An 11,640-nucleotide genomic window follows, 5' to 3' on the forward strand; every position below is an offset into this window, starting at 1 on the left:
CTACCCCGCACCGTGAACGAACCAGGCCGGCTGGCCCGCTTCCCGCCCGTACAACCCGTCGCGATAGAGCCAGAAACGCCGGCCGTCCTCGGTTTCGACATGGAAATAATCGCGCGTGCGCCCGGGCCCGCTTCCCGGCGCAGCGCGCCACCATTCCGGTGAAATGCGTTCGGGCCCTTCGGCGCGCGCGATCCGGTGACGGATGCGGCGCCAGGTGAACTGGCGCGGCGGGCCGTCGGGGATTTCCGCAACGGCCTCGGCCGGTTCGGGTCGGTCGAAGATCAGAAGCGGACGGATTTCGCGCCGCCGCGGCCAGGCCGGCGCCTGGCCGTCCATGGCCACGAACCGGCCGGCGCGTTCGGGCAGATGGCTGTCGCCGGCCTCGGCCCGCATCACTGCCTCCCGGCCCAGGCGCGCCATCAGCTGATCGGCCAAGCGCATCATGTCTGCCTCGGCCTCGCCCGCCCCATGAAAATCGCCCTGGCCGCCGGTCAGCGGCGAGGCGAGGCTGGCGGCGGCCTCGAACAGGTCGATACCAAAGCCGATATCGATCTCGGCCCGGTCCAGGCGCTCGTTGAGCAGACGCACCAGATGGGCCGCGTCGCGGCTTGGCCTTGCCGTGCCCACGATCAGGTCGCGCGCCTGACCGTCGACACGGTAGAGCGTCATGCGCAAACGGGTCAGGCCCAGCTCTTCGCGCTCCAGCTCGGCACACAGGCGCTCGATCGCGCGTGCCGCCCCGTCCTTGACCGCGTCCAGCGTCTGCTGCCCGTCGCCATAGCGGACCCGCGCGCGCAGGTCCGCGCGCGGCTGGAGCGGGTCGAGCACCTCGCGCTCCACCCCCATCGCCTGGTCGAGCCGGCGCACCGGATCGGTGCCGAAGCGGCGGGCAAGATCGGCGCGCGGAATGGCGAACAGATCGCGGACCCGCTTCAGGCCGAAACGGCGCAGCGTAGCGGCCATGTCACCCAGTCTCAGCGCCTCCACAGGCAGCGCGTCCAGCACGCCGCGCGGGCCGTCCGCCCCGGCCCAGCCGCGTGCATCGCCGGGGGCGGCAAACCGCGCCAGCGCCCAAGCCAGCCCCAGCGTCGGGGCTACCGCCCCATGCGCCTCCAGGCCCAGGGCGCGCACCTCGCCCACCAGCCGGTCCATCAAGGCCGCCTCTCCGCCAAACACCCGCGCGCAGCCGGTAATGTCCAGCAAGACACCGTCCAGCCCCGGCTCGCCCGGATCGGCCGCCGTCCAGGGCGAGAACCGCCCGCACCAGCGCGCCAGGCGCATCAGCGCGGCCCGGTCGCCCTCCGGGTCGGCCGGATGGGCCTTGAGGGCCGGCACCAGCGTGCGCGCATCGGCAACACCCATGCCGCGCGTCAGACCCGCCGCCTCGCCATGGGCGGTCAGGGCATGCAGCCGCTCCCCGCCCGCGCCGGACAGGGTCAAGACGCACGGACGCGCCAGGCTATCCGGTAAGACGGCGCGGGACAGGCGCAGCCGGTCGGTCGGCCACCGGGGCAGGCTGAGCGCGGCAAAACGGGTCATGAGTCCACTCAAGTTCGAACTGGTCGGGGGCGCCGCCGCGCTGTCGCTCCAGCACGGCGCGCAGGCGCAGGCTGCCCGGGCCAGGCAACCCGCCCGCGCCGCGATAGGCGGCCGCGCGGCTGGCTTGCGGGGCGACGCGCCAGCGGGTCAAAGCGGCACTCGGCCCGCTCGCGTCATGGGGGCGCACCAGCATCAGGCTGGTCGCGCGGGCCTTGGCCGCCTGGTGCAGGCGCTTGGTCGCCGTCAGATCGCACCGGTCTCCGCCCGCCTCGCCCAGCACCAGGAGTCCGGCTTTCAGCCCGTTCTCCATCGCCCACAGCGCATCGCTCATGGCGCGCGGACGCACGCGGACCAGCCGCCGGGGATCGAGCCCGCGGGCCATCAGCCCGTCCGGGCACGGTCCGCCGAAATCGAGCCGGCTGCCTGCCTGATGTACCCACAGAACGGGCCGGTCACTGTCCAGTCCGGCAAGCCACAGCGCCGCGAAGGCAAAGGCCAGCGGCCCGTCCAGATAGGTGTCGGGGCGCACTTCATGCAGGCCGGCCTGCTGACGGAAGGACGCCAGCGGGTCCTGCCCCTCCTCATCGGCCCACACTTCGCTAACCGGTCCGGCGCGGGCCGGAAGCTCCAGCCGGGTCGGTGTGCGAAACCGGGTCTCGCTGGCCTCCAGCGCGCCTATCTCCTGACGCAAAGTCTTCAGTTTTGAGGCTTTATCCGTCATGGAATGACGGTCGGCACGAGGGCGCATGAGACTGTCTTCCCGGACTGCGGCCGATAGATGTTCTATCTTTGTTCTCACGCCTTCGGGAGTCAAGCGACCCGGTGAGTCGGCGGCGGACCGGGACTCAGTCGGCCAGCAAGCGTCTCGGGCCGCTTCCCTGCCGGGCCGCACGGTCGCCGGGGTTGTAAAGCTGGCAGGCCTTCAGCGACAGGCAGCCGCATCCGATACACCCGTCCAGCCGCTCGCGGGTGCGCGTCAGCTGGGCGATCTTGTCATCGATCCGGGTCCGGATCCCTGCGGAAATCTGCGTCCAGTCGGCCCGGTTGGGCGTGCGTCCTTCGGGCAGGCGGGCCAGCACCGCCTGAATCTCGCCAATCGTCAGGCCAAGCTGCTGGGCGATCACGATGAAGGACAGCCGGCGCACGTCCGAGCGCAGGAAGCGGCGCTGCCCCCCGGCATTGCGGTGCGGGAAGACCAGCCCCTTCTCCTCGTAGAACCGGATCGCCGAAACCGACAGGCCGGTTCGCCGGGCCATGTCGCCAATCGTCAAAAGATCGCTTGCCCGCTTGGTCCCGCCCGAGGCGTCAGACCCTTTCTCAGGCGTGGCTCGGCCGGTCATGAGCGATCCCCTTTTGAAAACACCGAAAATAAGAGCTTGACCTCAAGTTAACTTGAGAAACTAGCGTGAGCAACACACCGCACGACGCGCCCTGCAACACGGACCAAAGGACGACCGCTCATGAACGCGCTTGCTCACCCCGCCTATGACAGCCTGCTGGATCGGCTCCACACCTGCGCCCCCAATCTGGACAACGGCAATTTCAATCACCTGCCGATGGTGATCGAAGCACTTCACGCCCTGGGGCTCGGATACAGGGCCCCGGCCTGGATCGCGGAAGAGGAAAGCCGGTTTCTGCCGGTGATGGGGCCCGTTGAACCGATCCGGGCCGACAATCTGGCCGCGGCGCTCGGACAGCGCACGCGCTTCGCCGACTGGGTCATCTATTTTGCAGACGAGATCGAGACACAGGGCTGGATACCGGTCCTGGACAGATGGGCCCGCCGGCTTGCTCCCGGCTACATCACCGCTGCGGTCCATGGCCCGGTCCGCACCGGTCACGCCGTGCGCGCGCTGCGCCGGGCCGACACCCTGTCGCGCCGGACCGAGTTGGCCCACGCGCTCGCGGCCTGGGCGGCCATGTACCGCACCTTGCCGGGACGCCAGCCCGCATCCGGGCTGCGGGCCGGTTCAAGACCATTGCGCGATGTGCTCGAAACCCTGCCCCTGGTGGAGGCGCGCCATCGTCCGCAGAGCGGATCGATCAGCGCAGGGCTGTTGCAGATTGCCGGGCTCGACGGGTTCGCAGCCCACATCGCCGGCGCAGACCTCTCCGGCGATCCGGCACTACGGGCCGAGGCGCTGATCGAGGTCTTTCTGGACCTGTTCGTCGAGACTATCAGCACACCCTATTCCATGGTCGTCTTCACCCACGCCGTGACCGGGGCAAGCGCCGCGCGCGAGATGATGGCGGTCACCGGCGAGCGCACCGGACGCGCGCTTCTGGCCGGGGCGTTCGGCGCGGGCTGCGCTCTGAAAGCCGCCTTCCTGCCCAAGACCCTGCCAGAGGCGCTGCCGGCGCGCACCGCCATGCCCGACGACAGTGCCCAGCATCTTTCCCGCCGCGCCGAGGCGACGCGCGACGACCATGCCGTCAAGCTCACCGAGGCAGCGTTGGGCGCCTATCTGCGTACCGGCAACCGCACCGCGATCGAGGCGAGCGTGCGCGCGATAGAGGCGGTTTCGGCCTGACCGGGCGAAGGTGCAGCGCATCGCCCAAGACGGCGGACATCGCGCGCCGGGCACGCTAAGACGAGCGCATGATCGCGCCCGCCCTCATCGTGTCCAGCCTGGTGCTCCTGCCGGCCCTCGCCGTCCTGGCCTGGATCGATGCGCGCACCTACCGCCTGCCGGATATCCTGACCCTGCCTCTGATCGCGGCCGGACTGGCGGCGGCGCTCTGGCTGGACCGCAATATCTGGCTGCACCTGTCCGGGGCGGCGCTGGGCTATCTGGTCTTTGTCGGGATCGAGCTGGCCTACCGCCAGCTTCGCGACCGTGACGGGCTAGGCCGGGGCGATGCGAAACTGCTGGCGGCGGGCGGGGCCTGGTGCTCGGTCGCGGCCCTGCCGCTCATCGTCCTGCTGGCAAGCGTCACCGCGCTCTGCTGCGTCTTCGCGCTGCGCCTCGCCGGCCAGGAGGTCTCGGCTCGCACGCTGATGGCGTTCGGCCCGTTTCTCGCCTTCGCCATTGCTCTGGTCTGGATCGTGCAGATCGCCTCGCCGGGCTTCCCGCTCTACCTCTAGGCCCCGGGCCCCGGCGTTGTCTGGTGCCGGTCGAGCCCGGCCGATTCCGCATTCGGGCAGATATCGGGCCGCCGGGCGTCCAGCGCGCGCTGCGCGGTCTCCGGCGCCAGCGCGCGGAACGCATCGTACTGGCTGAGAAAGACCTCACCCGTCAGATCGTCGAGGAAATGGCTTCGCTTCAGCCGGTCCATGACGGGGCCCTTCACCTCGGACAGGTGCAGCGTGACACCGCCATCCTTCAGGCGCCGGTTCAGCGATTCCAGGCTTTCCAGCGCACTGAAGTCGATCTCGTTCACCGCCGGGCACATCAGGATCAGATGGCGAAGCCCCGGCTGCGCGGCGAGGATCGCCAGCACCCGGTCTTCCAGATAGCGCGCATTGGCAAAGTACAGGCTTTCGTCGACCCGCAGCGTCGCAACGTCCGGGGCGGTGATGACGTCATGGCGGTCCACATTGCGGAAATGCTGCGTGCCCGGCACCTGACCGACCAGCGCCGAATGCGGCTTGCTGGTCCGGTAGAGGAAGAGGCCAAGCGAAATCAGCACCCCGGCCGCCACCCCGGCCTCCACGCCCAACAGCAGCGTCAGCGCGATGGTCGCGCTCATCGCCGCGAAATCGCCCAGTGAATAGGCGTAGGCCCGCCGGAGCGCGCCAAGATCGATCAGCGAGACTACGGCAACGATGATGGTCGCCGCCAGCACCGCATTGGGAAGGCTCGCCAGAAGCGGAGTGAAGACAAGCGCGGCGATGGCGATGCCGACCGCGGTGAACGCTCCGGCAGCCGGCGTCTGCGCCCCGGCGTCGAAATTGACTACCGAGCGCGCAAATCCGCCCGTGACGGGGTAGCCGCCGGAAAACGCCGCCGCGATATTGGCCGCGCCGAGGCCCACCAGCTCCTGATCGGGATCGATGCGCTGGCGCTTCTTGGCCGCCAGCGTCTGGGCGACCGAGACCGACTCGACAAAACCGATGATGGAGATCAGCGCCGCCGAGGACAGGAGCGCCCCGACGAGCTCGCCATTCAGGCTCGGTACGGTGAAGGGCGGCAGCCCGGCGGGAACTTCACCGACCAGCGCCACGCCGAGTGCGCCGAGATTGAAGACCTCGACCGCCACGATCGACACCGCGACAGCCAGGATGGGCCCGGCCCGGCTGACCATCGCAGCCACACCCGGCTTCATCCCGACGGCGCGCAGGAGGGGCGCCAGCCCTTTGCGGCTCCAGAACAGGAAGCCCAGCGCCGACACGCCGATGACCAGTGTGTAGGGCTCTACATTGCCTGCGTTCTCCACGAAGCCCCGCCCGATCTCGATCAGCGTATGACCCCCGCCCTCGATGCCGATCACATGGCGCACCTGTCCCGCCGCAATCAGCAGGCCGGTGGCCGTGATGAAACCGGAAATGACCGGATGGGACAGGAAATTGGCCAGGAAACCCAGCCGGAACAGGCCCAGCGTCAGCAACATGACTCCCGAAAGGAAGGCCAGCGTCAGCGCTGCCGTGACATAGTCCAGACTGCCGGCCTCCGCGATCCGGCCGACCGAGGCGGCCGTCAGCAATGAGACGACGGCAACCGGGCCAACCGCAAGCGCGCGGCTCGTGCCGAACACGGCGTACAGCACCAGAGGCGCGATCGAGGCATAGAGCCCGGCCTGGGGCGGCAGGCCCGCCAGCATCGCATAGGCCAGCGATTGCGGGATCAGCATGATCGTCACAATCAATGCGGCCAGTGCATCATTGGAGAATGCCCGGGCGTCGTAGCTGCGGCCCCAGTCCAGGATCGGGAGGTAGCGGGCAAGTTTCATCGGCAGGACGGACCTTTCTCGGAAGTCTTCCGCGGCGGCATCACGATCGCGGCGGCAGCGCATCCTGCGCTTCGTAACCGGAGGGAGTGTGAGCAAGACGCTCGGGCGTCACCAGCCATTCGCGGCCTTTCAGCATCGCCCCGAAATAAATGGCCGGCAGCATCTTTTCCTTCAGGAACCAGGCCAGCCGGCTCGGTTTCGTGCCGTCCACCAGCCAGGAGGGGAAGGTCGGCAGCAGCTTGCCGCCATAGCCGAACTCGGCCAGCACGATCTTGCCGCGCTCCACGGTCAGCGGACACGAGCCATAGCCGTTATAGATCCGGCGCGGCGTGCGGCCGTCCAGCACGGAAATCACATTCTCCGCAACGACCGGGGCCTGCGCCCGTACCGCCGCGGCGGTCTTGGCATTGGGCGCCGAACAGGCATCGCCCAGCGCAAAGACATTGCCGTAGCGCACGTGCTGCAGGGTTTCCGCGGAGACCTCGATCCAGCCTGCCTCATTGGCGAGCGGAGAGGCCTTGACGAAATCTGGTGCGGTCTGGGGCGGGCAGACATGGATCATGTCGAATCTGCGCTCGACCAGCTCGCCTTCGCGCTCGCCGGACATGATCTTGAACGTTGCAGTCCGTTTCGGCCCGTCGATCGCAACGAGATTGGAGTTGAGCTCCAGGTCGATCGCGTAATCCTTCACGTAGTCCATCAGGGCCGGCACGTACGCGCCGACGCCGAACAGGGTACCGCCCGCGTTGCGGAACTCGACCTGAATTTTGTCCAGCGCCCCGGCCCGCTTCCAGGCATCGCAGGCCAGGTACATTGCTTTTTGCGGCGCGCCGGCGCATTTGATCGGCATGGGCGGTTGGGTGAACAGCGCTGTGCCCGATCTCAGATTGCGCACCAGCTCCCAGGTATACGGCGCCAGATCGAACCGGTAGTTCGACGTCACCCCGTTCTTGCCGAGTGTGGCGCGCAGGCCGTCGACCTGATCCCAGTCCAGCTTCAGCCCCGGCGCGGCAACCAGCACCGAATAGGCAAGCCGGGTGCCGTCTTCCAGCACCACGGCCTGGCGGTCCGGCTCGAAACTGGCCGCTGCGGCGCGGATCCATTTGACCCCCTTGGGGATGAGCCCGGCCATCGCGCGCACCGTCTCCCGGCGCCGGAAAACTCCGCCGCCGACCAGCGTCCAGCCGGGCTGGTAATAGTGCTCGTCGCGCGGCTCGATCAGGGCGATGCGGGTTTGCGGCCGGCGCTTCAGGATGCTCGCGGCGCTGGCAATGCCGCCCGCGCCCCCGCCAATCACGACGACGTCGTAACGCGCTCCCGGTTCTACAGGCCGTGGGCGGTCCTCCTGTGCATGCGCCGGCTGGCGCAGGCGCGCCGCCAGGCGGGACCGCTGGCTGGAGATGTCGTACCCGGCTTCGGCAGCGGTCCGGATCAGCGCATCGGCATCGATGTGGCGAGCCTCGCTCAGAGCCCAGAGCGTCACCGAACGCGTCCCGGTCCGGCAATAGGCCAGGACCGGACCGTTGAGATCGGACAGCGCGGCGGTCATGGCCTCGACATCCGCCTCGCCGATCTGCCCCCCGATGACGGGAATATAGCGGTAGTCGAGCCCCTGCGCGCGGGCTGCCGCCTCGATCTCGGCCGAGGAGGGCTGGCCGTCCTCCTCCGCGTCCGGCCTGTTATTGATGATGGCCTTGTAGCCCTGGCTGGCCGCCATGCCGATTTCGGCCACGGAAAGCTGCGGGCTGGCCGCGAAGAATGGCGAAATCTGTTTCAGGTCCATATTGGTCTCCTCCCCTCCGGCCCGCTTCGCCCTAGAGCGCGTCGAGCGGGATTTTCAGGTAGCGAACCCCGTTATCCTCGGCCGGAGGCGTCTCGCCGGCCCGCATGTTGACCTGCACCGAGGGCAGGATGAGGACGGGCATCTCCAGCGTCGCATCGCGGGCGGTGCGCATCTGGACGAATTCGTCCTCGCTGACCCCTTCATGGACGTGGATATTGCCGGTCTTCTCTTCGCCGACAGTGGTCTGCCAGGCATAGCTGTCGCGTCCCGGTGCCTTGTAGTCGTGGCACATGAACAGCCGGGTCTCGTCGGGCAGGGCAAAAATCTTCTGGATCGAGCGGTAGAGCGTGCGCGCATCCCCGCCCGGAAAATCGCACCGCGCCGTGCCGTAGTCCGGCATGAACAGCGTATCGCCGACAAACCCGGCATCGCCGATGACATAGGTCATGCAGGCCGGCGTGTGGCCGGGCGTGTGAATCGCGCGCGCCTCGATATTGCCGACCTTGAAGGTCTCGCCGTCCTCGAACAGCACGTCGAACTGGGAGCCATCGCGCTTGAACTCGGTCCCGGCGTTGAACACCTTGCCGAACACGTCCTGGACCACCTTGATATTCGAGCCGATGGCGAGTTTGCCACCGACCTTCTCCTTGAGATACGGCGCCGCCGACAGGTGGTCGGCGTGGACATGGGTTTCCAGAATCCAGTCGGCCGTCAGGCCCTGGTCCTTGAGATAGGCGATGATCTCGTCGGCGCTGTGCTTGGAGGTACGCCCGGATTTGGGATCGTAGTTGAGAACCGAGTCGACGATCGCCGCCTTGCTGGTTTCCGGATCGGAAACGACATAGGAGAACGTGTTCGTCGGCTCGTCGAAGAACATCTTGATGTCGGGCTTGCGGGTCATCGCTTTGCTCCCTGGGTTTGCGCCGCTCGGGGCGCGTGTGTTGCCGGTTTCGGGCCGAAGGCGTCGCACATGGCGTGCATGAGGGCCTCCAGGCGCGCATCCTTCAGCTTGTAGAAGACCTGCTTGGACTGACGGCGTGCCGTGACCAGGCCCTGCTCGCGCAGCCGCGCAAGATCGCGCGACAGGTTGGGCTGGGCCGCCCCGGTGGCCGCCTCGATCTCGGATACCGAGCGTTCGCCATCCATCAGCTCGCAGGCGATCAGCAGGCGATTGGGATGTGACAGCGTCTTCAGGAGCGACGCCACCTCTGCGGCGCGCTCGCGAACCTCGCTGAAATCAAGACCGTCTTTCATGCGTGCGTCCTCGTCAGTCCTCACAAGCCTGCAAGAAGAGGCTTGCCATGACCCTCTATATATATCATTTTCGATAATTGAAAAGTGTTGAGTTGTCGCAGCCCCTCGCTGCGCTCCCGGATCGGAGACACGCCCATGATCGAGACCACGGTTCACGCCACACCGTTCACGCCGGTCGCCGCCATAGCCGGCGGCGCGCTGATCGGGCTGGCCGCCGTCATGCTGATGGCGCTCAACGGCCGGATCGCCGGCATTTCCGGCATTGCCGGCGGCCTGCTCGGACGCGGCACAGGCGACCGCGCCTGGCGCGCGGCCTTCATTGCCGGACTGATCGGCGCCCCGCTCATTTACATGCTGTTCAGCCCAGAACGGCCGAACTTTTCGATGCCCGTATCGGCACCGCTGCTCATTCTCGCCGGTGTGCTGGTCGGCATCGGCACCCAGCTCGGGTCGGGCTGCACGTCCGGCCACGGCGTCTGCGGCACGGCACGCCTGTCGGTCCGCTCCATGGTCGCGACGGCCAGCTTCATGACCACAGGCATCGTCACCGTCTTCCTTCTGCGCCACGTTTTCTAGGAGAATGCGATATGATGAAAACGCTCGCAGCCGGCGTCAGCGGCCTCATCTTCGGACTGGGACTGATCGTCTCGGGCATGACCAATCCGATGAAGGTCCAGAACTTTCTGGATATCGCCGGAGCCTGGGATCCCAGCCTCGCGCTGGTCATGGCCTCCGCGCTCGCCGTCACGGCGCTCGGCTACCGGCTGGTGCTGCCCCGGCAGGGGCCGGTATTTGAAGAGCAATTCTCCTTGCCTGAAATCACGAAAGTGGATTCGCGCCTTCTGGCCGGGTCGGCGATTTTCGGGGTCGGCTGGGGGATTGCCGGGCTCTGCCCGGGACCGGCTCTGACCGCCAGCCTGATCGCACCCCTGCCGGTGCTCATCTTCGTGGCTGCGATGCTGGCGGCGATCCTCGCCTGGCGCTGGCGGCCACAGGCTAGGGCGCAGGCGTGAGGTCCGGTCCGGTATTGTGCAACTGGTCGATCAGACTGCGAACGGCCACTTCGACCTCCTCCACGATCTCGGCCCTGGGCGTGACTTCCTCAGCCATCCGGTCGCGAAAGCTCTGCGGACAGAGCGCCAGCGCGCCCGCCACCAGGCCCACCGCTGTCAGACAGATCAGATATCGCATGTCGCGCCCTCCCCGGCATCGTCACGGGGATGAGGTTAACATTACAGAAGTGTAATACAAGCGCTGGCGCGAACTTAATCGCCGGATGCGATCCGGCGCTGCGGCTCGTCGTCGAGCGCCCCGCGCTCGGCCATCGTCTCGACCGCCTGCAGCAGCAGGGTCAGCGACTGGCGCACACCGCGTTCGAGAATGGCCGCCGAGGCCTCGTTGCGGGTGAGCACCAGTTCGAGGCGATCAGGGTCGGGCATCAGAGCCGCGCTCGCCTCGATGCGCTGAGCCGCATGATCGATCGTACCGGCCGCGTTGGTCACGCGCTCGGCGAATATCTCAGACATCTCAGACATCTCTTCGCGGAAGCGGTCGACGCTTTCGCGCAACGCCTCGTGGCCGGTCAGAGATTGCGCGATTTGCCCAAGATCCTCACGGAAGCGGGACAACTCGCCGGCAATATCCAGCCCCTCCTCATTCGAGGTCGGCCCTGCGCCATCCGCGTCGACCGCGCCGGCCTCGCCGTCTGCAAAATCGAGATCGAAATCGGGCGAAGGCCGCGCCAGCTCGTACGCGCTCTCGTCCTCGACCTCGTTCTCGGTGATGAAGATGCGCCAGTGCTCGCTCTCGGGAAAGAGGCGCGTGGCCAGCTCATCGCGCAGCCGCGCCAGGGCATCCCAGTCGGCACTCCCGGCATCGAGCCCGAAACGGCCTGCGTCCAGACGGGTGAAAGCCGAACGGAATGCATCGAACTCGCGCAGGAACAGCGCGATATACTGGTCTATATGGTCGGCCAGACGCTCGCGCCCGGGCACATCGGGAAGATCGACCTGAAGAATGTGGGACCAGCCTGCGTCGGCCGAAGCCCCGGTCATTCCGTCCATCTTGAGCTGTTGCATTCTGATAATCTTTCGCCGTCCTGGCGGCCCCGAGAATCACTCAAAAGCTTAACGCGTTCTATCTGGCGCTCAAAACATGTAGCCGAGGTTAACCGT

Annotated in this window: 13 protein-coding genes; 4 read left to right on the forward strand and 9 right to left on the reverse strand. The window is 67.4% G+C overall.

Going from position 1 to position 11,640, the window contains the following annotated elements:
- The 3 genes from E5162_RS11190 to soxR all read right to left on the reverse strand — a co-directional run bounded on the left by E5162_RS11190 (window position 1) and on the right by soxR (window position 2,879).
- A complete protein-coding gene (locus E5162_RS11190) occupies window positions 1-1,539 on the reverse strand; it encodes a Y-family DNA polymerase (RefSeq protein ID WP_135945344.1) in 1,539 nt (512 codons plus the stop codon).
- The gene (locus E5162_RS11195; RefSeq protein WP_135945345.1) at window positions 1,460-2,260 is read right to left on the reverse strand and encodes an ImuA family protein; all 801 of its coding nucleotides are present in this window, start codon (window positions 2,258-2,260) and stop codon (window positions 1,460-1,462) included. Before E5162_RS11195 ends, E5162_RS11190 begins: the two co-directional genes overlap by 80 nt.
- A 124-nt stretch (window positions 2,261-2,384) precedes the next feature.
- Complete coding sequence (soxR, locus tag E5162_RS11200; protein ID WP_135945346.1) at window positions 2,385-2,879, reverse strand: redox-sensitive transcriptional activator SoxR; 495 nt, start codon at window positions 2,877-2,879, stop codon at window positions 2,385-2,387.
- A gap of 120 nt (window positions 2,880-2,999) precedes the next feature.
- Between soxR and E5162_RS11205 the strand changes: the two genes are divergently transcribed.
- Together E5162_RS11205 and E5162_RS11210 are read left to right on the forward strand one after the other, a co-directional pair.
- Window positions 3,000-4,070: a questin oxidase family protein gene (locus tag E5162_RS11205; protein ID WP_135945347.1), complete on the forward strand. Its 1,071-nt coding sequence runs from the start codon at window positions 3,000-3,002 to the stop codon at window positions 4,068-4,070.
- Between the two features lie 68 nt (window positions 4,071-4,138).
- Window positions 4,139-4,624 carry a prepilin peptidase gene (locus E5162_RS11210; RefSeq protein WP_135945348.1) on the forward strand — a complete coding sequence of 162 codons (486 nt, stop codon included), beginning with the start codon at window positions 4,139-4,141 and terminating at the stop codon, window positions 4,622-4,624.
- On the opposite strand, the gene E5162_RS11215 is transcribed toward E5162_RS11210, so the two are convergent.
- Genes E5162_RS11215 through E5162_RS11230 form a run of 4 tightly spaced genes read right to left on the reverse strand, consistent with a single transcriptional unit; the run spans window position 4,621 to window position 9,466 of the window.
- Window positions 4,621-6,429, reverse strand: a complete 1,809-nt coding sequence (locus E5162_RS11215) for a SulP family inorganic anion transporter (RefSeq protein WP_135945349.1) — start codon at window positions 6,427-6,429, stop codon at window positions 4,621-4,623. The two genes, E5162_RS11210 and E5162_RS11215, sit on opposite strands and share 4 nt — an antisense overlap.
- A gap of 40 nt (window positions 6,430-6,469) precedes the next feature.
- On the reverse strand, window positions 6,470-8,212 hold the full coding sequence (locus E5162_RS11220) for a bifunctional protein tyrosine phosphatase family protein/NAD(P)/FAD-dependent oxidoreductase (protein WP_135945350.1): 1,743 nt from the start codon (window positions 8,210-8,212) through the stop codon (window positions 6,470-6,472).
- A 31-nt stretch (window positions 8,213-8,243) separates the two neighbouring features.
- Window positions 8,244-9,113: an MBL fold metallo-hydrolase gene (locus tag E5162_RS11225; RefSeq protein WP_135945351.1), complete on the reverse strand. Its 870-nt coding sequence runs from the start codon at window positions 9,111-9,113 to the stop codon at window positions 8,244-8,246.
- Complete coding sequence (locus tag E5162_RS11230; protein ID WP_135945352.1) at window positions 9,110-9,466, reverse strand: ArsR/SmtB family transcription factor; 357 nt, start codon at window positions 9,464-9,466, stop codon at window positions 9,110-9,112. The genes E5162_RS11225 and E5162_RS11230 overlap by 4 nt, the downstream gene beginning before the upstream one ends.
- A gap of 135 nt (window positions 9,467-9,601) precedes the next feature.
- Between E5162_RS11230 and E5162_RS11235 the strand changes: the two genes are divergently transcribed.
- Window positions 9,602-10,042, forward strand: a complete 441-nt coding sequence (locus tag E5162_RS11235) for a YeeE/YedE family protein (protein WP_135945353.1) — start codon at window positions 9,602-9,604, stop codon at window positions 10,040-10,042.
- A gap of 11 nt (window positions 10,043-10,053) precedes the next feature.
- Complete coding sequence (locus tag E5162_RS11240) at window positions 10,054-10,479, forward strand: DUF6691 family protein (protein WP_135945354.1); 426 nt, start codon at window positions 10,054-10,056, stop codon at window positions 10,477-10,479.
- Here E5162_RS11240 and E5162_RS11245 read toward each other — a convergent pair.
- Window positions 10,463-10,657: a hypothetical protein gene (locus E5162_RS11245; protein WP_135945355.1), complete on the reverse strand. Its 195-nt coding sequence runs from the start codon at window positions 10,655-10,657 to the stop codon at window positions 10,463-10,465. The two genes, E5162_RS11240 and E5162_RS11245, sit on opposite strands and share 17 nt — an antisense overlap.
- 74 nt (window positions 10,658-10,731) lie before the next feature.
- On the reverse strand, window positions 10,732-11,544 hold the full coding sequence (locus E5162_RS11250) for a hypothetical protein (RefSeq protein WP_135945356.1): 813 nt from the start codon (window positions 11,542-11,544) through the stop codon (window positions 10,732-10,734).
- Between the last annotated feature and the right edge of the window lie 96 nt (window positions 11,545-11,640).

Origin of the sequence: Marinicauda pacifica (genome assembly GCF_004793635.1) — a bacterium.
Classification (GTDB): Bacteria; Pseudomonadota; Alphaproteobacteria; order Caulobacterales; family Maricaulaceae; genus Marinicauda; species Marinicauda pacifica.